The sequence below is a fragment of the Mesorhizobium sp. LHD-90 genome (assembly GCF_030929505.1).
Lineage (GTDB): Bacteria > Pseudomonadota > Alphaproteobacteria > Rhizobiales > Rhizobiaceae > Kumtagia.
This window is the reverse complement of the sequence record NZ_JAVFVV010000033.1, coordinates 1-22,736: the sequence shown is the minus strand read 5'-3', so window position 1 is coordinate 22,736 and position 22,736 is coordinate 1. Positions and strand designations below refer to the sequence as shown.

Below are 22,736 nucleotides of genomic sequence, written 5' to 3'. Positions count from 1 at the left end.
TCGGCGTGCTCGCCGACCCTCCCCACAAGGGAGAGGGTGACGCCTGGGAGATGTCCGGCAGGACAGAGAGGGGCAACGTAGAGCGCTGACATCAAACTTACTGCAATGCAAATGCCGCAGAAGCGGCACCAAAACAAAAACCGGCGGGCAAGAGCCCGCCGGCCATCAAGCCGAAACGGAGCGTCAGGTCAACGCTCGCCGTAGATCTGGTCGAGCAGCGCGCCGGAGGCGAAATGCTCCTGCTGCACCTTGTCCCAGCCGCCGAACACGTCCTCGACGGTGACCAGGCGCACCTGCGGGAACTTGTCCTTGAATTCCGCCGCGACCGCCTCGTCATGGATGCGGTTGCCGTTCTCGGCGGAGATCTTCTGGCCCTCGGGCGTGTAGAGGAAATCGAGATAGGCCTTCGCCAGGTCGCGCGAGCCGTGCTTGTCGACGACCTTGTCGACGATGGCGACCGGGAATTCCGCAAGCAGGCTGACCGACGGCGCCACCTGCTCGAACTTGTCCTCGCCGAACTCCTTGCGGATGCCGGTGGTCTCCGATTCGAAGGTGATCAGCACGTCGCCGATCTCGCGCTCGACGAAGGTGGTGGTGGCGGCGCGACCGCCGGTGTCGAACACGGGCACGTTGTCGAAGAGTTTCGTGACGAACGCCTTCACCTTCTCCTCGTCGCCCTTGAAGGCTTCGCGGGCGTAGGCGGTGGCGGCCAGATAGGTGTAGCGCGCGTTTCCGGAGGTCTTCGGATTGGGGAAGATCACCTTCACGTCGTCACGGACGAGATCGCCCCAGTCCTTGACGCCCTTGGGGTTTCCGGCGCGCACCAGGAAGGAGGGCAGCGAATAGAAGGGCGAGGCGTTGTTGGCGAAGTCCTTCTGCCAGTCGTCGGAGACGAAACCGTTCTTGACCAGGAAGTCGATGTCCGTGACCTGGTTGAAGGTGACGACGTCGGCCTCAAGCCCCTCGACGATGGCGCGCGCCTGCTTCGAGGTGCCGGCATGCGACTGGTCTATCGTGACGTCCTTGCCGGTGTCGGCCTTGTATTTCGGGATGAAGGCGGCGTTGACGTCTTCGAACAGTTCGCGCGCCACGTCGTAGGAGGCGTTGAGCAGCTTGTCCTGCGCGTTTGCCGGGCCGATGCCGAGCGCAGCCAGGGCGGCGCCGATGAGCAACAGGCGTTTCATGAAAAACTCTCTCCAAGCGGTGTTGTCTGATGGTCGCCAAAATAGAGAGATGAGGGGAGGGATGTGAGAGACGGCGCACCCGCTTGGATCGATGTGGTGGAAAATCCATCCTGGATTTTCGTATAAATGGGAAAATCGTACTGTTTGTCGGCTGATCGAGCCGGCAAGGGCGCAACGTTTGCTGACGACGCCTCCGGCGCCGCCACATGCCTGCGGCTCGGGGCTTTGCGAGTATCCAGCTTCCGAGGCCTCGACGCGCGCGTCGAAACGTGGGGCGAAATGCGTCGCGAGGCGGAATGCAAAAGTGTATAGAACCGCCGCGTTGCAATGATCTACAAGGAAAGAATGCGAGACTATCGGCAAAACAAGCTGGCGATCGCCCCGATGATGGACTGGACGGACCGGCATTGCCGCTTCCTCCATCGCCAACTGTCGACGCGCGCGCTCCTCTATACCGAGATGATCGTCGCCGACGCCGCTATCCACGGCGACCGTGCGCGGCTGCTCGGTTTCGACCAGGCCGAGCATCCGGTTGCGTTGCAGCTCGGCGGCTCCGATCCGGCCAAGCTCGCGGAAGCTGCGCGCATCGGGGAAGGGTTCGGTTATGACGAGATCAATCTGAACTGCGGTTGCCCGTCGGACCGCGTGCAGTCCGGAACGTTCGGCGCGTGCCTGATGAAGACGCCGGAGTTGGTCGCCGGCTGCGTCGCGGCGATGAAGCAGGCGGTGCGGATACCGGTCACAGTGAAATGCCGCATCGGCGTCGACGAGCAGGATCCGGAACCGGCACTCGACACGCTTGCCGACGCCGTCTTCGCGGTGGGCGCCGATGCGCTGTGGGTCCATGCGCGAAAGGCGTGGCTGCAGGGCTTGAGCCCACGCGAGAACCGCGACATCCCGCCGCTCGACTATGACCGCGTCTACCGGTTGAAACAGCGGCTGCCCGCAAAATTCATCGGCATCAATGGCGGCATCCAGACGCTGGAGGAGGCAGAAGATCATCTTCGCCATGTCGACGGCGTCATGCTCGGCCGCGCCGCCTACCACACGCCTGCGATCCTGGCCGGGGCCGACGCGCTGCTCGGCGGAGAGCCTGATCAAGTGGATTTCGCGGCGCTGCTGGAGACCATGTCCGCCTATGCCGACGCGCATATCGCGCGCGGCGGGCGGCTGTCGCATGTCGCCCGCCACATGGTCGGGCTTTTCCACGGCCAGCCCGGCGCCCGGCGTTTCCGGCAGATCCTCTCGACGGAGGCAAACCGCCCGGATGCCGGGTCCGAGGTTCTGCGCCGCGCCTTCGCCGCAATCGAGGCCGGGCAGGCGAGGGAAGCGGCCTGACCGGCCGCCTGGCCCAGGACGCCGCCATCTTGTGATCGTGTCTTCACCAGGTGGTCGCAGACGGGAGCGACGGGGAGGGAGCCTCAGCGCATCGCCCGCGCGATTTTGCGGTACCACCCCTCGCTGGCGAGTGTGTTGCGGTAGGCGGTGTCGCGCTCGACCGCCTCGTCTTCCGTTTCGGCCCGGATTTCGGCGTTGATGACGCCCTGCTCGCGCCGGAACGGGATCACCTGCACCAGCGGCGTGCCCTTTTCGACGGTATAGACGCCATCCGGCGCGATGGCGAAGAACGGGAAGTGGATGTGCGCCGTGTAGGTATCGGTGTCGACGATGCCGGCGACGCATTCGAACGGCTGCACTTCGCGGTTGAACGGCGGCACGAACAGGCAGCTCCACCCCGGCGGCGTGCGGATCGACCAGTGATTGTGGAACTTGCAGGGCGGGCTGGGCTCCTTGGGGTTGCCCGCCACCTGGTGCGCGCCGTGGTTGCTGACCATCGTGCGATCGAATTCCCAGCCGGCGTCGACGATGCGTCCGTCATCCTTGATGTCGAGCCGCACGGTCGCCGCCAGAGGCAGGATCCAGCCCATCGTCATGGCGTCGAGGAACGGCATGCAGCGTTTTACCGTCAGGCCGTTGTTGGTGGTCGCGACCTGCCGCTTGTCGACCGCCGGCAGTTTGCGGAACCAGTCCGGCAGCACCAACTTTGCCGGCACTGGCGCAGCGATGACGTCGCGGTCTTCCGGCCGGCAGAGGAAGCGGATGGTGGCGGCACGGCTGCGCTGGAAATGGAACATGCTCTTGATCTCCCTTCGACTGAGGGGAGGAACGGGAGACCGAAGCATTTATTCCAGCGCGCTGGCGATCCGGTGGAAAGGGCGCAATCGGCGGTTTGCTTGAACATTGCGGCGGACAAACGGCCACCGGCCATAATCCTGCCTGTTTCAAGACACATTCGGTTAAGCGCAAAATAAGAAGTTCCTGCTTACAAGAGGGTGGGGACTTCACGGGCTCCGGACGTATTCGGCGCGGAGAAAGCGGAAACGCACGGGCCTAGCGTGGAAATTGAAGTCGGTTTGGGGACAATCTGGAATGGCAGTTCTGGCGCGCCCGCGTCTCCGTCGCGCGACCTCGGTCGCTGTAGTCGCCCTCTGCGCCGGCTTTCTCGCCGCCTGCGCCAGCGAACAATCGAAATCGATGGTCGCTCCCAAATCCCGGTCCAAGGAATATTTCGCCGAATCGATCTGGGGCGTGAAGGCAAGCCCCCGCGTCTCCAACAAGAAGTCCAACCTGCCGCGCGGCGGTGGCCGCGACCAGACCGGCCGCCCATACAAGGTACGCGGCAAGATGTATTATCCCAAGGAAGACAAGAACTACAAAAAGACCGGCTACGCCTCCTGGTATGGCGATGCCTTCCACGGCCGGCTTACCGCCAATGGCGAAATCTACGACATGACGCATCTGACGGCGGCGCATCCGACCATGCCGCTGCCGAGCTATGCCCGTGTGACGAACGTGGCGAATGGCAGTTCGGTCATCGTGCGCGTCAACGACCGCGGCCCGTATTCGAACGGCAGGCTGATCGACCTGTCGAAAAAAGCCGCCGACATGCTGGACTACACCCACCACGGCACCGCGCAGGTGAAGGTCGAATATGTCGGGCGCGCTCCGCTCGACGGCCGCGACGACCAGTACCTGATGGCGTCCTACCGTCCCGGCAATCAGGCGCCCGACCCGTCCGACGGCTTGCCGTCGGGCGTGATGGTGGCCATGAACGGCTCGACGCCGGGCAGCGGCGCGATTGGCGAGGCGACGGCGGTGGCTTTCCCGGGCACGCTGAGCGACGTCGCGCCGGGTGCTGAGCCGGTCATGACTGCCGCGGTTTCAAGCAGCGGCGATATCGTATTGCCGGCCTTCGGGCCGATCGCTCCGGAGCGCCCGTCGATCGAAAACATCATCCAGACGCAGATGGCCATGGCGAGCATGTCCTACGCGCCCAAGGATCGCAACGCCGCGGCAAGCGCATTCGACGCGCTGGAGGGAACGCGGGTGAGTGCCGAGCATGCCGCCTCGTGGAAGCGGCCCGCCGCTGCGGACCAGCCGGCCGGCGAGCCCTTCGTCGCCGCCGGCACCTTCGAGGACAAGGCGGAAGCCGAGCGCGTGAGACAGGCGCTGGCCGATTTCGGCCGCACCACCTTCGAGGCGTCGTCCGCCGACGGCCACGCAATCTATTCCATCAACCTCTACGAGGACGGCCGCAATTCACTCGACGACATGCTCGAAGCCGCCTGGGCCAATGGCGCCCCGGACGCCATCGCCGTCCGCGACTGAGGGTTCGGGGCAGAGCCGGTAGCTCCCTTCGCTGGCAGCCGGCAGCGTACCGGAAGTTCGGCGCCGCGCCGCCACGCAGATTTGTTCGCGCATGCTTTGCCACGGCTCGCCGTGCCGCGTAACATCATTCGGTATGCGTGCCCGAAAAATCCATCTCTTGGCCGCTGTCATCGCCGGCCTGCTCGGTTTCACCGAGTGCGCCGTCGCCTTCGAAACCAAGGCAAGCGAAGCGTTGCTGATCGACGTCCACAGCGGCGCCGTGCTGTTTTCGAAGGACGCCGACAAGCCGTTCGCGCCGGCCGCGCTCGCCAAGCTGATGACCATGGAGGTGGTCTTCAAGGCGTTGAAAGACGGGGAGTTGACGCTCGACGACGCCTATCCCGTCAGCGAGAACGCCTGGCGCACGGGCGGAGCGCCGTCGGGCGGTTCAACCATGTTCGCAGCGTTGAAATCGAAAATCCCGCTGCGCGATCTCATCCAGGGAGTCATCGTCCAGTCGGCCAATGACGGGGCGATCGTCATCGCCGAGGGTCTTTCCGGCAGCGAGGAAAAATTCGCCGAACGCATGAACGAGCGCGCCCGGGCAATCGGGCTCACGGCGTCGGTGTTCAGGAATGCCAGCGGGTTGCCGGCCGAGGGGCAGGCGGTCACCGCCCGCGACCTGGTGACGCTCGCCAGCCATATCCAGAAAACCTATCCCGATTTCTACAAGATCTACGCCCAGCCGGAATTCACTTGGAACAAGATCCGCCAGCGCAATCGCAACCCGCTGCTGGCCATGAATATCGGCGCCGACGGCATGGGCACCGGCTACACGGAGGGGTCCGGCTACGCCATCGTCGGCTCGGTCAGTCGCGGCGGGCGGCGCGTCATCGCCGCCATGGGCGGCATGGCGAGCGAACGGGAACGCGCCGAGGAGGCCCGAAAACTACTCGACTGGGGGCTGGACGGTTTCCGACTGACGAATCTGTTCGCGGCGAACGAGATTGTCGGCGGGGCTCGCGTCTACGGTGGCGAGAAGCCTATTGTCCTGGTGAAAGCCGAGTATCCAGTGACGGCTCTGGTGCCGGCGGAGAATCAAGATCTGTTGACTGCCCGCATCGTCTACGACGGACCGGTTGCAGCGCCGGTCGAACAGGGCGCGCCGATCGGCCGTCTCGAGATCTGGGCGGGCGAGACTCTCAGCCGCCAAGTGCCGCTGGTTGCTGCCGAACCGGTCGCGCTGGGCCGCCTCCACCGCCGCGCCCTCGACGCCGTTTCAGAATTGGCCATCGGCTGGATGCGGTGAGCGATACCGTGTGGACCTCGCTGGCCCGTCGTCCTATGTAAAATCCTGGATTCCGGATCGGAGGCCCGCCGGGACGATGCGCGGACTGTTCATAACATTCGAGGGTGGCGAGGGCGCGGGCAAGTCGACCCAGATCAAGCGCCTGGCCGACCGCCTGCGCCGCAAAGGTTACGACACCGTCGTGACGCGCGAGCCCGGCGGCTCGCCCGGCGCGGAAGCCCTGCGCCACGTCATCCTGTTGGGAGCGGCCGAGCCCTTCGGCTGGCGCATGGAGGCGATCCTGTTCGCCGCCGCGCGTTCCGACCATGTCGAGCAGGTGATCCGTCCGGCCGTCGAGCGCGGCGCCATCGTGCTGTGCGACCGCTTCATCGATTCCTCGCGCGTCTACCAGGGTCTCGGCGGCGAGGAGGAACGGGCCTTCGTCGAGATGCTGATCCGCGTTGCCGTCAATGGCCTGATGCCCGACATGACGCTGATCTTCGACATCGACCCCGAGATTGGGCTGCAACGCGCCTCCGAGCGACGCGGGGAAGAGGTCGCCGACCGTTTCGAGAAGGAGACGGTGGACATCCACCAGGGCCGCCGCGACGCGTTCCTGGAAATCGCCGAGCGGGAGCCCGACCGCTGCATCGTGATCGACGCTTCGGCCGATGCCCACGAGGTCGAAGACGTGGTGACGGCTGCGGTGTTCGCCGCGCTGGAGATTCGCGTCAACGGGGCCGGGCAGGAGAGGGAAGCCGGATGAGTTTCGAGCGTATGGCGCCCGAGCAGCATGATACGCTGGAGGGTGTCGCCGAGCCGGCCGAGAATCCGGTGCTGGCGGGTCATGCCGAGGCCGCCGGTATGATCGTGTCTGCTTATCGTACCGGAAAGTTGCCACATGCGCTGCTGTTGGCTGGTCCACGCGGCGTCGGCAAGGCGACGCTGGCCTTTCATCTGGCCTATCACCTGCTGCGCCATCCGCGGCCTGACAGCGCGCCGGAGGAACTGGCCGCGCCCGATCCCGCCTCGCCGCTGTTCCGGCAGATCGCAATGGGCGCGCATCCAGCCGTGCTGCATTTGACGAGGCCTTACAACGACAAGACCAAAAAATTTGCAACACTGCTCACCGTCGACGAGATTCGCCGCGTCAACCGCTTTCTGTCGATGACCTCGCATGACGGATCATACCGGATCGTTCTCGTCGATCCTGCTGACGACATGAACACCAATGCCGCCAATGCCTTGCTGAAGAATCTTGAGGAGCCGCCCTCGCGAACCCTGTTCCTGCTGATCACCCATTCGCCCGGCGCGCTGCTGCCAACGATCCGCTCCCGTTGTCAAATGATCCGCCTGCAGCCGCTGTCCGCAGCCGAGGTGGAGGATGTGCTGGTCCGGCTTGGCATGCCTCTGCCCGAAGATGTAGGCGTGCGTGCCGCACTGCTGGAACGGGCAGGGGGCAGCGTGCGCGACGCGATCCTGCTTTCCGAATTCGGCGGGTTGGAGCTCGCCGACACCGTCGACACGCTGGTGCGCGCCGCCGTGATCGATTTTTCCAAGGCGCACCGGCTAGGCGACGTCGTCAACGGCCGCGACAACGAAATCCGCTTCGACCTGATGAATGCGCATCTACTCGATCTGGTGTCGCGGGAGGCAAATGCGGCCGCCTCTAGAGGCGACGGCGCGCGCGCTGAAAATTTCGCAAAAACCTTTCAGCAAATGCGCATTGCGATAAACGAGACGGACACGTACAATCTGGATCGCAAACAGCACACGTTGAACATGATCCTGCGCCTGCACGATACGCTTCGAATGTGACGCCGCTCCCGGCTGGGATGGCGGCTGCCGTCCCGTTGCGCTATCCACCTCATCATATAGTCCAGGCTCGGCGACGCACGATCATGTCACGCGAAAAATTCTATATCACCACCGCCATTTCCTATCCGAACGGCAGGCCGCATATCGGCCATGCCTATGAGCTGCTGGCCACCGACGCGCTGGCGCGTTTCCAGCGGCTTGACGGCAAGGACGTGTTCTTCCTCACCGGCACCGACGAGCACGGCATAAAGATGCTGCAGACGGCCAAGAAGGAAGGCGTTTCGCCGCGCGAGTTGGCCGACCGCAACTCGGCCGATTTCAAGCGCATGACGACCGCGCTGAACGCCTCCAACGACGATTTCATCCGCACCACCGAGAAGCGCCACTACGAATCCTCCCAGGCGATCTGGAAGGCGATGGCTGCCAATGGCGACATCTACAAGGGCGGTTACGCCGGCTGGTATTCGGTGCGCGACGAGGCCTACTACAGCGAGGAGGAGACGGAGGTCCGCGCCGACAACGTCCGCTACGGGCCCCAGGGCACGCCGGTCGAATGGGTCCAAGAGGAGAGCTACTTCTTCCGGCTTTCCGCCTATCAGGACCGGCTGCTGGCGCTCTACGAGAGCCGGCCCGATTTCATCGGCCCGGCCGAACGCCGCAACGAGGTGATCTCCTTCGTCAAGTCCGGGCTGAAGGACCTTTCGGTGTCGCGCACCACCTTCGACTGGGGCATCCCGGTTCCGGGCGACGAGAAGCACGTGATGTATGTCTGGGTCGACGCGCTGACCAACTACATCACCGCCGTCGGCTATCCCGACACCGGCGCCGAGAAATGGGGTTTCTGGCCGGCGACCCACATCATCGGCAAGGATATCGTGCGCTTCCACGCCGTCTACTGGCCGGCCTTCCTGATGTCGGCGGGTATCGAGTTGCCGCGGCGCGTCTTCGCGCACGGCTTCCTGTTCAACCGCGGCGAGAAAATGTCGAAGTCGGTCGGCAACGTCATCGACCCGTTCACCATGGTTGACCATTACGGCGTCGATCAGGTGCGCTACTTCTTCCTGCGCGAGGTGCCGTTCGGCCAGGACGGCAGCTACAGCCACGAGGCGATCGTCAACCGCACCAATGCCGACCTTGCCAACGATTTGGGCAACCTGGCGCAGCGCTCGCTGTCGATGATCGCCAAGAACTGCGGTGGCGTGGTGCCGAAGCGGGCAGGGCTCTCCGATGCCGATAGGGCAATCCTGGAGCAAGCGGAGGCAGCGCTGGACATCGCCCGCAAGGCGATGGCGGAGCAGGCGATCCACGTCGCGCTGGCGGCAATCTTCGGCGTCGTGGCGGAGGCCAACCGCTATTTCGCCGGCCAGGAACCGTGGGCGCTGAAGAAGACGGACCCCGAGCGCATGGAAACGGTGTTGCACACCACGGCCGAGACGGTTCGGCGGGTGGCGATCCTGTGCCAGCCCTTCATTCCGGACTCGGCTGCGAGGTTGCTCGACTTGCTGGCCGTGCCGGCCGAGGCGCGCAGCTTCGCTCATGTCGGCGAGGCGCATGCGCTGGTCGCCGGCACGCCGCTGCCGGCGCCGCAGGGCGTCTTTCCGCGTTATGTCGAGCAGGCGGCGGAAGGCTGAGCCTCGGATCGCACCATGAATAGCTGAGGCTTTTTCGCATGCTGGTAGACAGCCACTGCCATCTCGACTTTCCCGACTTCAGCGAGGAGCGCGCCGCCGTCGTGCGGCGCGCACTGGATGCCGGCGTCGGCCGTATGGTGACGATCTCCACGCGCGTCCGCCGCTTCGCGCAAGTGCTCGGCATCGCGGAAGAGTTTCCTGAGGTATTTTGCTCGGTCGGCACGCATCCGCACAACGCCGCCGAGGAACTGGACATTTCCGCGGACGAACTCGTCCGGCTTTCGAAACATCCGAAGGTAGTGGCGATCGGTGAGGCGGGCCTCGATTACCACTACGACAAGTCGCTGCGCCCGGCGCAGGCGCAGGGGTTTCGCACCCACATCGCGGCGGCGCGCGAAACCGGCCTGCCGCTGGTCATCCACGCGCGCTCGGCCGATGAGGACATGGAAAACATCTTGCGCGAGGAAACCGGGAAGGGCGCCTTCCCCTTCGTGCTGCACTGTTTCTCGTCGGGACGAAAGCTGGCCATGGCCGGTGTCGAACTGGGTGGCTACGTGTCGTTCTCCGGCATACTGACCTTCAAGAACTCCGAGGAACTGCGCGAAATCGCCCGCGTCGTGCCGCGCGACCGGCTGCTGGTCGAGACCGACGCGCCCTACCTCGCGCCCGTGCCGTTCCGGGGCAAGCGCAACGAGCCGGCCTATGTGGCGCAGACGGCGGCCGTGCTTGGCGAGACAATCGGCGTTACAGAGGCCGAGATCACGGCGCTGACCACCGCCAATTTCTTTCGCCTTTTCAGCAAGATGCCACAGCCGGCTGAAGCAAGCGGCCAGGCTGCCTGATGATGAGCAAGGCCGATCTCTCGCCGCGCCGGGTGACAGCCGCGTGAGCGAACGGTTGCGCCTCACAATCCTCGGCTGCGGCTCGTCGCCCGGCACGCCGCGCATCACCGGCGACTGGGGCAATTGCGATCCTCAAAACCCGAAGAACCGCCGCAGCCGGCCGGCGGCGATGATCGAGCGCATCGCCGACAACGGCGGCGTCACCCGCGTCGTCATCGACACCGGTCCGGATTTCCGCCAGCAGATGCTGGCGGCGGCCGTCACCCGAATAGACGCGGTGATCTACACCCATGCCCATGCCGACCACATCCACGGCATCGACGACCTTCGCGGCTACATGCTGGAACAGCGCCAGTTGATCGACATCTTTGCCGACCAGCCGACGCTGGACCGGCTCGTACAGGCCTTCGGCTACTGCTTCGAGACGCCGCCCGGCAGCTCTTATCCGCCGATCCTTAGGTCGCATCGGATCGACCACGCCGAGCCGGTGGTCGTCATGGGCGAGGGGGGTGCGATCGCCTTCGAACCGCTGCCGCAGATCCATGGCGACATCATCTCGCTGGGCTTCCGCATCGGCCCGATCGCCTATTGCCCGGACGTCAGCAACTTTCCGCCGAGCACCGCCGAGCGCCTGGCCGGGCTCGATCTGCTGGTCATCGACGCGCTGCAATACCGGCCGCATCCCAGCCATTTTTCCCTTGCCGAGGCGTTGGACTGGATCGAAAAGCTCAAGCCGCAAAAGGCCGTGCTGACGCATATGCACGTACCGCTGGACTACGAGACGGTGCTGGACGAGACGCCGGCGCATGTCGAGCCCGCCTATGACGGGATGGTGTTGGACGTGCTGCTGAAAAACTGCTGACTTCGCCACGCGACGACCATCAGCTTTCCGCGCTAACGTCCGGAAATCCATATGGAATGAGTCGTCCCAACAGGAAGATTCTGATGTCAGAAAAGCTGCGTGTCGCATTGCTGTTCGGTGGACGCTCCTCCGAGCACGATGTCTCGATCATGTCCGCCACCAACGTCTTCGGCGCGCTCGACCCGGCGCGCTACGACGTCTTTCCGATTGGCGTCAGCCGGGCCGGCGAATGGATTTTCTGCGCGCCCGGCGCCATGCCGGCGGCGGTTCCAGAAACGGGCCCGCGCGTCGCTCTGCTGCCCGGTGGACGAGGCAGGCTCGCAACCCTGGCGGCGCCCGGCGAGACGGCGCCGGAGCTTCCGGCGATCGACCTCGTCTTTCCGGTGCTGCATGGTCCGTTCGGCGAGGACGGCACGGTGCAAGGCGCCGTCGCACTGGCAGACGTGCCGTGCGTCGGTCCGGGCGTGCTGGCCTCGGCGGCGGCCATGGACAAGGAAATCGCAAAACGGCTGCTGGTCGGCGAAGGACTTGCTGTCGCGCGCTGGCGTACGGTCATCGCCGGCGAACCATTGCCGACGTTCGACGAACTGACCGCCGAGCTTGGGCGGCCGTTGTTCGTGAAACCGGCACGCCAGGGCTCGTCCGTCGGCGTGACAAAAGTCGAGACGGCGGACGAACTCGAGCCGGCGATCCGCAACGCGCTGAAGCATGACTGGAAGGTCTTGATCGAGGAATTCATGCGCGGCCGCGAGGTCGAATGCGGCGTTCTCGAAAACGAGGATGGCTCGCTGCTGGCCTCGGTTCCCGGCGAGATCGTGCCAACCAACCGCCACGCGTTCTACAGCTATGAAGCCAAATATCTCGACAAGGACGGCGCGGATTTGCGCGTACCGGCCGATCTACCGCCTGGCGTTTCCGACAAGCTGCGCGCGCTGTCGCAACGTGCGTTCCGGGCGCTGGGCTGCGAAGGCATGACCCGCGTCGACTTCTTCCTGACGGAAGACTCCGAGTTGATCGTGAACGAGCTGAACACGATACCGGGCTTCACCAACATCAGCATGTATCCCAAGATGCTGGACGCCACCGGCGTGCCGTATCCGGAACTCGTCGATCGGTTGATCCGCCACGCCATCCAACGGTTTTCGCGGGGAATTTGAGACCAGGAGCCTCGCCGCCATGCCCTCGCGGCACGCCTTCTAGTTCCATAATATATCTTATGCGACTTATTTGACAGCACGGCCAGGACTGCTCCCGCTCGCTTCGCCTCAGTTTGGAGTCGGCGACCCTCCGCTTTCCCCGTTCACAGCAAGCCGAGCGTCGCCGCGGCGACGGCCAGGTAGCGCGCGACCTTGGCAAAGGCCACGATCAGGACGAAGCTCCAGAGCGGCTCCCGCAGAGCGCCCGCCACGACCGTCAGCGGATCGCCGATGATCGGCGCCCAACTCAGCAGCAGCGACCATCGGCCGTAGCGTCGGTACCATCTGGCGGCCCGGTCGAGCTTCGCAGGACTGGCCGGGAACCAGGTGCGGCCGCGAAGCTTGCCGATCCCCCTTCCGATGGCCCAGTTCACGACGGAACCGAGCACGTTTCCGACGCTCGCCACCGCAATCAGGGCTGCCGGCGGGAAGGAATGCGTCATGAGAAGCGCGGCAAGGGCCGCCTCCGACTGCATGGGCAGGATCGTAGCCGCGACGAAGGCGGCAGCGAAGAGTCCGCCGTAGGCCGCGACTTCATCCATTGCAGGCTACGGACCTGCTCAGGATTCGACCTCGATGACGAGCGTCAGGCCGTCGCAGTGGAGCAGCCACTTGCCGGGCCCCTGGGCTTTCCAGGGGACGTCGAACCTCTGGCCGACATTTGACCGTGTCGCCGAGATACCACGCGGATAGGGCCAGCGTCTCCCGGTCGACAGCGGCTTCCTCGAACGGTCCTCCATATGCATCGGGTGGATCGACGTGGTGTGCGAACCGACGAAGCGGACCTCCGGAACGAGCAGCCGTCACCTCAGCCTCATGCTGCCGATGGCCCCGGGTCGTCGAAACCGTTGGGGTCGGCCGGCGCCAGCCGTGGGCGGTCGTGGACCGCGCCCCGGATCAGCCTGAGCATTGGCTCGCGCCGCGCTGGAGCGGTCAGGCCGGCTATGGCTTGTCGCTCGCGCCGCGCGGCTTCCGGCTGGTACTGGACCTTCTCCAGCACGATCCTTTCTTGCCGGCCTTCGTGGCTCGTAAAGGCCATGTCCTCACCTTCGGCGAGACCGAGGAGTGCCAGGCCCCGCGACGTGGTAATGGGCAGGAACAGCCCGGGCGAATTCACGCGGTCATGCGACAGAATACGCGTGTCGGGGTCACGCCCGTCAAGGCTGAAGGTGACGCGACTGCTCAGCGTCGCGACGTTGACGGGAACGTCGTCGCGAAACACCACGGTGGCGGTCTCGAGCTTCGTTTTCAGGATCGGCGCAAGCGGGTCGTCGCTGCCGAGGCTGCGGTCACGCATGATCTCGAGGATCGTGAAGTCCTTTGTCGTCAGGATACAGGTTGCGGTCGGCATCGCAGTTCTCCATCGCTCCGCCCAGGGAGCGGTTGCATTGAAACGGAATGGAGAATCCCCTGCCCGCTCAAGGCGGCGCAGGGGCTATGATCCTGCGATGAGGCAACCTCCGAACAGTGACAGGCGCGAAAGCGGAATGCGCATGGTCACGCCGACCGCAATTCCTGGTAGCCATTGCCCGGATTGTCCGGTGCCGCCGGCTCGACGCTCTCGACCGTGAGTCGATGTACCCGACCGTCGCGCGCCGTCCAGTCGATGGACTGACCTGACGACAGGCCGATCAGGGCCGCGCCGATCGGCGTGAGGATTGAGACCTTGCCCTCGGCGATATCCGCCTCGCCCGGGAATACGAGCGTCACAGTTCTGTCTTCGCCCGCATCGGTGGTGAAGCGCAGGCGCGAACCCATCCTCACGACGTCGCCCGCGACCCGCTTGTCGTCGACGACGCGGGCTCGGTCGAGTTCCGCGAGAAGCTGATCGGCTACCTCGGGATTTCTTGTCGAATAGGATTCGGCAAGTCGCGACAGTCGCTCGTGGTCTGAGCGCGCCATTCTGATCGCCGGCTTGCTATGTCTTGTACCGTCGGGAGCCATGTCGGCCTCCTCGCAATTGTGCCGCGACGGCGCCGCAGCGCTCGTGGCATCGATGTCGTTCTGGATGATGTCGCTTGTGCGGCTTGGACAGCCCCGCGGCGCGGGCAAGCCAGCCAGATGCCCCGCGGCCGGGGCGCGACGCGACCGGGCCGGGGGTCAGTGGCCCGCGATGGGGCACACCCTTGCAAGGACAGGAGTGGAGCGGTCGGTCGACATGCCGTCAACCTGGGTTGGCGGAGACTGAAAGTCAAGGGCGCCGGTCGCGGTTTCGCCGACGCCGGCAAAGGTGGCACTGCGCTTGCGGGCCACGCGATGTCCGGCGCGGATCGGGGATTACTCCGCGGCCACGGCCCTCGGCGCCGGCGAAATCCGCGCGGCACAGTATTTGAACTCCGGAATCTTGCCGTATGGATCGAGCATCGGGTTGGTGAGCATGTTGGCCGGGCTCTCGTTGAAGCAGAACGGCATGAACACCATGCCGTCGGCGACCTCTCGATCTGCCCGGAGGATGGCCTCGACCGTGCCGCGCCGCGTTTCGACGGCGATCACGTCTCCCTGCGACAGGCCACGCCGCTTGATCTCGTGCGGGTTCATCGCCGCGATGCCATAGGGTTCGATGGCATTGAGCACGCCCGCGCGGCGGGTCATGGAGCCGGTGTGCCAATGTTCGAGCAGGCGTCCGGTGGTCAGCACCAGCGGGAATTCGTCGTCCGGAACCTCGTCGGGCGGCAGCAGGTCGGCCGGCACGATGCGCCCTCGCCCGTCCGCGGTCGGGAAGCCGGACGTAAAGACAACCTCGTTGCCGGGGACGTCCGGGCCGTCGGCCGGATAGACGACCGACTCCTCGCGCTCGATGCGCTCCCACGAGATATGCTTCAGTGAGGGCATCACCTGCGCCATCTCTGAGTAGACCTCGGACACATGGCTGTAGTTCCAGTCGAGACCCATGCGGCGGGCAAGTTCGATGATGAGATCGAGGTCCTGCCGCGCCTCGCCGGGCAGGTCGAGCGCAGGCCTGCCGATCTGCACCTGCCGGTTGGTATTGGTGTAGGTGCCGAGCTTTTCGGCATGGGCGGAGGCAGGCAGCACCACATCGGCGTGCCAGGCGGTCTCGGTGAGGAAGATGTCCTGCACCACCAGATGCTCGAGCTTGGCGAGCGCCGCGCGGGCATGGCTCTGGTCGGGATCCGACATCGCCGGGTTCTCACCCATGATGTACATACCCTTGATTTCGCCGTCATGAATGGCGTCGATGATCTCGACTACGGTCAGGCCGCGCTTCGGGTCCAGCGTCTGACCCCAGAAATTCTGGTACTGGCCGCGAATGTCGATGTTCTCCACCGACTTGTAATCGGGGAAATACATCGGGATAAGACCTGCATCGGAAGCGCCTTGCACGTTGTTCTGGCCGCGTAGCGGATGGAGCCCCGTGCCGGGACGCCCGACTTGTCCTGTGATCAGCGCCAGTGCGATCAGGCAGCGCGAATTGTCCGTGCCATGGGTGTGCTGTGAAATGCCCATGCCCCAGAAGATCATCGAACGCTCGGCCTTGGCGTAGGTGCGCGCCACCTCGCGCAGCACCTTGGCCTCGATGCCGCAGACCTCGGCCATGGCTTCGGGTGAAAAATCCTTGACCTTGGCCTTCAGCGCTTCGAAGCCGGAGACATTGGCCTGGACGTACTGCTCGTCGTAAAGCTTCTCCTTGATGATGACGTGCAGCAGTGCGTTGAGCATCGCTACGTCGCTGCCAGGCTTGAAGCGCAACGCGTGGCTGGCGTGGCGCATCAGGTCCTGGCCGCGCGGGTCCATCACGATCAGCTTGGTGCCGCGCTTGGCCGCCTGTTTGAAATAGGTGGCGGCAACCGGGTGGTTGGTCGCCGGCCGCGCGCCGATGACGATCACGCATTCGGCCTTCATGGCGTCCATGAACGGCGCCGAGACCGCGCCCGACCCGACGCCCTCCATCAGCGCCGCCACTGATGAGGCATGGCAGAGCCGCGTGCAGTGGTCGACATTGTTGGTCCCGAAACCCTGGCGCACGAATTTTTGGAACAGGTAGGCCTCTTCGTTGGAGCCCTTCGCCGAACCGAAGCCGGCCAGCGCCTTTCCGCCGTGCTCATTCACGATACGCTTCAGGCCGCCGGCGGCACGCTCCAGCGCCTCCTCCCAGCTCGCCTCGCGGAAGATCGTCAGCGGATCGACGTTGCGCAGGTCGATGTCGCCGGCCTTGGGCGCGTCGTCGCGGCGGATGAGCGGCCGGGTCAGCCGTTCCGGCGACATCGCGTAGTCGAAGCCGAAGCGGCCCTTGACGCACAGCCTGTTCTCGTTGGCAGGGCCGTCCCGGCCGTCGATCTGGACGATCCTGTTGTCCTTGACGGCGACCTTGGTCTGGCAGCCGACGCCGCAGAACGGGCACACCGAGTCGACAACCCTGTCGAATTGCTGGACGACACGGATCCTGCCCGCCTCGTCCATCAACGATTTCTCATACAACGCGCCGGTCGGGCAGGCTTGGACACATTCGCCGCAGGTCACGCAGGTCGACAGCCCCATCGGGTCGTGCATGTCGAAGACGGGAACAGAATGGTTGCCGCGCTCGGCCATGCCGATCACGTCGTTGACCTGCACCTCGCGGCAGGCGCGCACACAGGCGCCGCAGGTGATGCAGGCGTCGAGGTTGACGGCGATCGCCGGATTGGTGACGTCGAATTCCGGCGACATGTCGTCGCCGACGAACTTCGAGCCATAGCGATTGCCCGAAATCCCCATCGAGCCGGCCCACTGCCAGAAGGCCGACTGGCTGTCCGGACCGTCGCTCGCCGGCCGCATGTTGCTGGCGAGAAGCTCGAACACCATCTCGCGCGATTTGCGGGCGCGTTCGGTATCGGTCTTCACGACCATGCCTGCGGTCGGCTTGCGGATGCAGGATGCGGCGAGAACGCGTTCGCCCTCCACCTCCACCATGCAGGCGCGGCAGTTGCCGTCGGGACGGTAGCCCGGCATGTCGACATGGCACAGATGCGGAATCTTCGTGCCTTCGCGCCTGGCTGCGTCCCAGATCGTCTCGTCTTGACCGGCGGTGACGGTTTTCCCGTCAAGCGTGAATACGACGTTGTTTGCCATCACAGATCACTCCGGAAATGCGTCAGCAGGTGGTTGACCGGATTCGGCGCTGCCTGGCCAAGGCCGCAGATCGATGAATCGCGCATGACCGTTTCGAGGTCGCGGATGTCATTTTCGGGCAGCGGCCCCTCCTCCTTCAAGAGAGTCACCAGCTTTTCGGTTCCTTCGCGGCATGGCGTGCACTTTCCGCAGCTCTCATGCTTGAAGAACTTCATGAGGTTGAGCGTGACGTCCTTGATGTTGTCGACCTGCGAGAACACCACCACGGCATGCGATCCGACGAAGGCGCCCTGCTTGGCAAGCTCGCCGCCGAAATCGAGCGGGATGTCGCCCATCGAGGCCGGCAGGATGCCGCCCGAAGCGCCGCCCGGCAGATAGGCCTTGAATTCGTGTCCGTCGGCCATGCCGCCGCAATGGTCCTCGATCAACTCGCGCACCGTAACGCCGGCCGGCGCCAGCTTGACGCCGGGGTTTTTCACCCGGCCCGAAACAGACCAGGACCTGATCCCGGGATGACCGGGTTTGCCCTGGGCGGCGAACCACTCGGCGCCCTTTTCGATGATGTCGCGGATCCACCAAAGCGTCTCAACATTGTGGTTGAGCGTGGGACGGCCGAACAGCCCGACCTCCGCGATATAGGGCGGACGGTGCCGTGGCATTCCGCGTCGGCCCTCGATGCTCTCCAGCATCGCACTCTCCTCGCCGCAGATATAGGCGCCGGCGCCCCGCCGCAGTTCGATGAAGCCGGGCTTTGCGATGCCGGCGGCCTCCAGGGCCGCGATCTCGGCTCGCAAGATGGCGAGCACCGCCGGATACTCGTCGCGCATATAGAAGTAGATGCGCTCGGCCTCGACTGCATGGGCAGCTATCAGCGCGCCCTCGAAGGTCCGATGCGGGTCTTTTTCGAGATAGATGCGGTCCTTGAACGTCCCGGGCTCGCCTTCGTCGCCATTGATCGACATCAGGCGCGGGCCTGGATAGGAGCGCACGAATTGCCATTTCTTCCCGGCGGGAAAGCCCGCCCCGCCGAGGCCGCGCAAGCCAGCATCGCCGAGCATGGCGATGATCGCGTCGGTGGTCAGCGCCCCGTCCCGGACCTGCTGCAGAAGTCGGTAGCCGCCTTCCCTGCGATATGCCTCGAGGCCGACATGGTCGGGTACCAGGACATCAGTCTGCCCTGCCCCCGCCATACCCAGCAGGCTCTTCGCGGTCGCCTGATCGACTTCGCGATTGCCGATGCGAGCGGCGGGCGCGCCGGCGCAGCGGCCCATGCAGGGCGCACGCACGACCCGTATCGCCGTCGGATCGGCAACCGCCTGCAATTGGGCAAGAAGCGTCTCGGCGCCGGCCATCATGCAACTCACCGAATCGCATACGCGGATCGTCAGCGGCGCCGGTTTTGCCTCGCCCTCCTTCACGACATCGAAGTGGTCGTAGAACGTCGCGACCTCATAGACTTCGGCCTGCGACAGACGCATGTCCTCCGCCAGCGCCCGCAGATGCGCGGCCGACAGGCAGCCGTAGCGGTCCTGGATCAGATGCAGGAACTCGATCAGCAGGTCGCGGCGGCGCTCGCGAGCGCCGAGAAGCTCCCGGACCGCGGCAAGCGCAGCATCGTCCAGCCCCCTACCCTTGGGTCCTCGATCCCGCGGTCGCCTCTCCTGCATTGTCATGCTCTCGCCTCCCCGGCTGAAACGCCCGCCTCTGTTAACGACATTTCGGGCAAGCGAGGATGTTGACAATGAGGCACGTTATGTTCCCTGCACGACCCGCGCGGAAATTGCCGCCTTAAGATCATGGAACCGCTCAAGAGAGTAGCGCAACCCGTCAAGTCGTCGCGGCCTGCGTCTTCTCGATCACGAACACGATGCGGTCGCCGTCGCGTTCCGTCGATTCAAGCCTGTCCCCCATCTCGTTGAGGAGATTGGGGATATCGATGATCGCCAAGGGGTCGGTACAGTGGACCTCGAGCCGCTCGCCCGCCCTCAAGGCTTTCAGGGCCTTGCGTGTCTTGAGTGCCGGCAAAGGGCATTTCAGCCCTGTCAGGTCGAGCTTTGTCGTCGTCATCATCGCTGGCATGATGCCCGACCCGGCGCAGCATCGTCAATCGACGCCTGAGCGGGATGTCTCCGTGAAAGCGCCACGGCCCTCAAACAAGGCTCGAATAGGCGAGAAACCGAACGACCTGACCCGGTTCGACGAGAGTCGTCCGCTCGCCCAGCTCGATAATACCGTCGGTGGCGACAAGCGACGACAGTAGCCCGGCGCCTTCGCGGGGAAACTTTACCGCTTCGAAGCCCCCGTCGTCGGTCGCGCGCAGGCTTGCCCGCACATATTCGCGACGCCCCTGCTTCTTGCGATAGGAGAAGGCGGCCCGCACGGGGGTCGGGATCGCCGGTTGCGGACGGGCTCCCGCAAGGGCGAGTATGGCCGGGCGGGCGATATGCGCGAAGGTCACGAAACTCGCCACCGGGTTGCCGGGCAGTCCGATGAGCGGCACGCCGCCGATTACGCCCATGGCGACCGGCCGCCCCGGCTTGATCGCCACGCGCCAGAACACCAGGGTCCCGGCGCGCTCGATTACTGCCCTCACGCAGTCGGCCTCGCCGGTCGACACGCCGCCCGACGTCAGGATCAGGTCATGCGTCCCTGCCGCTTCGCCCAGCCTGTCGGCGATCAGTTCCCTGTCGTCGGCCAGGATGCCGAGATCCGTGGTCTCGCAGCCAAGGCGTGCGAGCATGGCCATCAGCATGAAGCGGTTGGAATCGAAAAGCTGAGCCGGTCCGCGCGCGGTCCCCGGCGCGACGATCTCGTCCCCGGTCGAGAACACCGCGACGCGTATCCTGCGCCTCAGCTCTACGTCGATGAATCCCAGCGCGGCGGCGAGCGCGACATCCTGCGGGCGCATGCGGTGGCCTGCCGGCAAGACCATATCGCCCTGCGTGACGTCCTCACCCGCCGGACGCACATTGGCGCCCCTTTTCAGACCCGGCGGAAGAATGACCCGGCCGGAGTCATCCACGCGCACGTCCTCCTGCATGAACACAGTGTCGGCTCCCTCCGGCATTGGCGCGCCGGTGAAGATGCGCACCGCCTGGCCGGGCGACACAGCCATATCCGGCGCCATGCCGGCCTGAACCCGTCCGCCGACGGCGAAGGCAGTCTCGGCGCCGTGGGGAAGGTCGACGCCTCGCACGGCGTAACCGTCGACCGCCGAATTGGTGAACGGCGGCAGCGGCAGCGGCGCGATCATGTCCCTTGCCAACACGCGCCCGTCCGCCAGCGCCAGCGGAACCGTCTCGACCTCCTCCACGGCGCTGAGCTTCGAGGCGATCAATGCGGCGGTTTCGTCGATGGACCGCATCGGTCCGCCGAATGCGAAGCAGTCGTCCGAGAGTTGCGCCATCGCCTCTTCAGTCTCTCCGGCGCGACTGGATGCGGGTTGGATCCGCAAACGTCGATGCCGAGCCTTTTTTGACCAGCCTTGGTTTGAACAGGCTATAAGGGGAGGGTCAAGCCAAACCGGGCCAGCCGGAATGCGAGTTCACGAGTCCGCCATGCATCAGATGACACGCCGTCCGGACCCAGCCATCGTCATGCCGGACCCACAGGACCCGCGGCTGACGGAGCTGGTTACGGGTGTCGACCATACGGGCGCGCCGGTGCAGGTCCGCGTGCCCGTGGAGCGCGCCCTGACGCTTTATCTTAACGCGCAGGAGATCGTCACCATGATGACGATCGGCGACTATCCCGACTATCTGGCGCTCGGCTACCTCTTGAACCAGAACATGCTTCTGCCCGACGATGTGGTGACCGGCGTCGACCATGACGAAGACCTGCAGGTCGTGGTCGTGCGCACCGAGCGCCATACCGACTACGAGCAGAAGCTCAAGAAGCGGACCCAGACCTCGGGCTGCGCACAAGGCACCGCCTTCGGCGACCTCATCGAGGCGATCGGGGACGTCGCGCTCCCCGCCTCCGAGCTTCGCACCTCCTGGCTCTACGAGCTGACGCGCAAGATCAACACCACGCCGTCCCTCTATCTTGAGGCAGGCGCCATCCATGGCTGCGTGCTTTGCCGGGAGGGTACGCCGATCTGCTATATGGAGGACGTGGGCCGCCATAACGCCGTGGACAAGATCGCCGGCTGGATGTACCGCCACGGCGTCGATGCGGCCGACAAGATCCTCTACACCACGGGACGGCTGACCTCCGAGATGACGATCAAGACGGTACGGATGGGCGTTCCTATCCTGGTCTCGCGCTCGGGTTTCACCGCCTGGGGTGTCGCGCTCGCCCGTGAAGTCGGACTGACGCTGGTCGGTCGTGCGCGCGGCAAGCGGTTTACCGCGCTTTCAGGCCAGGAACGGATCGTCTTCGACCATGACCTCGCCTCGGTGGACGAGGAAGCGCCGCGCCATCGCCGCAAGGGCGCCGAGCATGACGACTGACCAGCCCGCGACCCTGGGCGTCGCACTCGCCGGCGGACTTGGCCGGCGCATGGGCGGCGGGGACAAGCCGATGCGCGAGATCGCCGGGCGCGCGATCCTCGACCACGTCATCGAGCGGCTGGCGCCGCAATGCGACGGGCTGGTGCTCAACGCCAATGGCGATCCGGCCCGCTTTTCCCGCTTCGGGCTTGCCGTCGTCGCCGACCCGGTCGAAGGCTATCCTGGACCGCTCGCCGGCATTCTCGCCGCGCTCGAGTGGACGGCAACGAACAGGCCCGGCTTGGAATGGATCGTCAGCGCCGCCGGCGATTGCCCGTTCCTGCCGCGCGATCTTGTCGCCCGCCTGCATCAGGCGCGCCTGGCCGACGGCGCAGACCTTGTCGTCGCGGCATCCGGCGGCCAGGCGCATCCGGTCATCGGTCTCTGGAAAGTCGCCCTGCGCGACGAACTGCGCCACGCGCTCGTCGTGGAGGACCTCCGCAAGATCGACCGTTGGACCGCCCGCTACCGCCTCGCAACCGTGTCCTGGCCGGCCGAACCTGTTGACCCTTTTTTCAACGCCAACACAGTCGCGGACCTGGATGAGGCCGAGCGGCTGGCCGCGCTGGTGGCCGATTAGAGCGTGTCGCACCCAATCGGGTTCATTCTGTTTCTCGTTTGGCGAGGCGATCCACGCGGAGGATGGCGCGGGTCGATGTGGTTCATCGGCCAAGTCCATCCGACAAAGTGGGCGCCCGCCAAACGGAAAC

20 protein-coding genes are annotated in these 22,736 nt (G+C 65.1%); 11 read left to right on the top strand and 9 right to left on the bottom strand.

Annotated elements, in window-relative coordinates:
* Positions 1 to 188: 188 nt before the first annotated feature.
* Positions 189 to 1,184, bottom strand: coding sequence for a sulfate ABC transporter substrate-binding protein (locus RB623_RS28655; RefSeq protein WP_308060544.1), 996 nt, complete (start codon positions 1,182 to 1,184; stop codon positions 189 to 191).
* Between the two features lie 345 nt (positions 1,185 to 1,529).
* Here RB623_RS28655 and dusA point away from each other — a divergent pair, with 345 nt between their 5' ends.
* Positions 1,530 to 2,522 carry a tRNA dihydrouridine(20/20a) synthase DusA gene (gene dusA, locus RB623_RS28650; protein ID WP_308060543.1) on the top strand — a complete coding sequence of 331 codons (993 nt, stop codon included), beginning with the start codon at positions 1,530 to 1,532 and terminating at the stop codon, positions 2,520 to 2,522.
* 83 nt (positions 2,523 to 2,605) lie between these two features.
* On the opposite strand, the gene RB623_RS28645 is transcribed toward dusA, so the two are convergent.
* Positions 2,606 to 3,319, bottom strand: a complete 714-nt coding sequence (locus tag RB623_RS28645; protein ID WP_308060542.1) for a DUF6065 family protein — start codon at positions 3,317 to 3,319, stop codon at positions 2,606 to 2,608.
* 295 nt (positions 3,320 to 3,614) lie between these two features.
* Between RB623_RS28645 and RB623_RS28640 the strand changes: the two genes are divergently transcribed.
* The 8 genes from RB623_RS28640 (at position 3,615) to RB623_RS28605 (ending at position 12,430) form a co-directional block, all read left to right on the top strand.
* Positions 3,615 to 4,853 carry a septal ring lytic transglycosylase RlpA family protein gene (locus tag RB623_RS28640; RefSeq protein ID WP_308060541.1) on the top strand — a complete coding sequence of 413 codons (1,239 nt, stop codon included), beginning with the start codon at positions 3,615 to 3,617 and terminating at the stop codon, positions 4,851 to 4,853.
* A gap of 133 nt (positions 4,854 to 4,986) precedes the next feature.
* Entirely contained in the window at positions 4,987 to 6,141 is a 1,155-nt protein-coding gene (locus tag RB623_RS28635) for a D-alanyl-D-alanine carboxypeptidase family protein (protein WP_374121755.1), read from the top strand.
* A 76-nt stretch (positions 6,142 to 6,217) separates the two neighbouring features.
* Positions 6,218 to 6,886 carry a dTMP kinase gene (gene tmk, locus RB623_RS28630; protein ID WP_308060539.1) on the top strand — a complete coding sequence of 223 codons (669 nt, stop codon included), beginning with the start codon at positions 6,218 to 6,220 and terminating at the stop codon, positions 6,884 to 6,886.
* Positions 6,883 to 7,938: a DNA polymerase III subunit delta' gene (locus RB623_RS28625; protein WP_308060538.1), complete on the top strand. Its 1,056-nt coding sequence runs from the start codon at positions 6,883 to 6,885 to the stop codon at positions 7,936 to 7,938. Before tmk ends, RB623_RS28625 begins: the two co-directional genes overlap by 4 nt.
* Before the next feature lie 83 nt (positions 7,939 to 8,021).
* Positions 8,022 to 9,569 (top strand): methionine--tRNA ligase, encoded by a 1,548-nt coding sequence (metG, locus tag RB623_RS28620; protein ID WP_308060537.1) that lies wholly within the window; start codon positions 8,022 to 8,024, stop codon positions 9,567 to 9,569.
* Between the two features lie 38 nt (positions 9,570 to 9,607).
* Complete coding sequence (locus tag RB623_RS28615; RefSeq protein WP_308060536.1) at positions 9,608 to 10,411, top strand: TatD family hydrolase; 804 nt, start codon at positions 9,608 to 9,610, stop codon at positions 10,409 to 10,411.
* Between the two features lie 43 nt (positions 10,412 to 10,454).
* Entirely contained in the window at positions 10,455 to 11,273 is an 819-nt protein-coding gene (locus RB623_RS28610; RefSeq protein ID WP_308060535.1) for an MBL fold metallo-hydrolase, read from the top strand.
* An 83-nt stretch (positions 11,274 to 11,356) separates the two neighbouring features.
* Positions 11,357 to 12,430, top strand: a complete 1,074-nt coding sequence (locus RB623_RS28605) for a D-alanine--D-alanine ligase family protein (protein WP_308060534.1) — start codon at positions 11,357 to 11,359, stop codon at positions 12,428 to 12,430.
* A 143-nt stretch (positions 12,431 to 12,573) separates the two neighbouring features.
* Here RB623_RS28605 and RB623_RS28600 read toward each other — a convergent pair whose 3' ends face one another.
* The 7 genes from RB623_RS28600 to glp form a co-directional block, all read right to left on the bottom strand.
* Positions 12,574 to 13,011 carry a YqaA family protein gene (locus RB623_RS28600; RefSeq protein WP_308060533.1) on the bottom strand — a complete coding sequence of 146 codons (438 nt, stop codon included), beginning with the start codon at positions 13,009 to 13,011 and terminating at the stop codon, positions 12,574 to 12,576.
* 272 nt (positions 13,012 to 13,283) lie between these two features.
* Entirely contained in the window at positions 13,284 to 13,820 is a 537-nt protein-coding gene (locus RB623_RS28595; RefSeq protein ID WP_308060532.1) for a nucleoside-diphosphate kinase, read from the bottom strand.
* 146 nt (positions 13,821 to 13,966) lie between these two features.
* Complete coding sequence (gene rnk / locus RB623_RS28590) at positions 13,967 to 14,413, bottom strand: nucleoside diphosphate kinase regulator (RefSeq protein WP_308060531.1); 447 nt, start codon at positions 14,411 to 14,413, stop codon at positions 13,967 to 13,969.
* 333 nt (positions 14,414 to 14,746) lie between these two features.
* The gene (gene fdhF / locus RB623_RS28585; protein WP_308060530.1) at positions 14,747 to 17,536 is read right to left on the bottom strand and encodes a formate dehydrogenase subunit alpha; all 2,790 of its coding nucleotides are present in this window, start codon (positions 17,534 to 17,536) and stop codon (positions 14,747 to 14,749) included.
* Positions 17,536 to 19,209: an NAD(P)H-dependent oxidoreductase subunit E gene (locus RB623_RS28580; RefSeq protein ID WP_308060529.1), complete on the bottom strand. Its 1,674-nt coding sequence runs from the start codon at positions 19,207 to 19,209 to the stop codon at positions 17,536 to 17,538. Before RB623_RS28580 ends, fdhF begins: the two co-directional genes overlap by 1 nt.
* Before the next feature lie 154 nt (positions 19,210 to 19,363).
* Positions 19,364 to 19,603 carry a sulfurtransferase TusA family protein gene (locus RB623_RS28575; protein WP_308060555.1) on the bottom strand — a complete coding sequence of 80 codons (240 nt, stop codon included), beginning with the start codon at positions 19,601 to 19,603 and terminating at the stop codon, positions 19,364 to 19,366.
* 82 nt (positions 19,604 to 19,685) lie between these two features.
* Entirely contained in the window at positions 19,686 to 20,942 is a 1,257-nt protein-coding gene (gene glp / locus RB623_RS28570) for a gephyrin-like molybdotransferase Glp (protein ID WP_308060528.1), read from the bottom strand.
* A 151-nt stretch (positions 20,943 to 21,093) separates the two neighbouring features.
* Here glp and RB623_RS28565 point away from each other — a divergent pair, with 151 nt between their 5' ends.
* Positions 21,094 to 21,987 carry a formate dehydrogenase accessory sulfurtransferase FdhD gene (locus RB623_RS28565; protein ID WP_308060527.1) on the top strand — a complete coding sequence of 298 codons (894 nt, stop codon included), beginning with the start codon at positions 21,094 to 21,096 and terminating at the stop codon, positions 21,985 to 21,987.
* Positions 21,977 to 22,606: a molybdenum cofactor guanylyltransferase MobA gene (mobA, locus tag RB623_RS28560; RefSeq protein WP_308060526.1), complete on the top strand. Its 630-nt coding sequence runs from the start codon at positions 21,977 to 21,979 to the stop codon at positions 22,604 to 22,606. Before RB623_RS28565 ends, mobA begins: the two co-directional genes overlap by 11 nt.
* Positions 22,607 to 22,736: the final 130 nt, after the last annotated feature.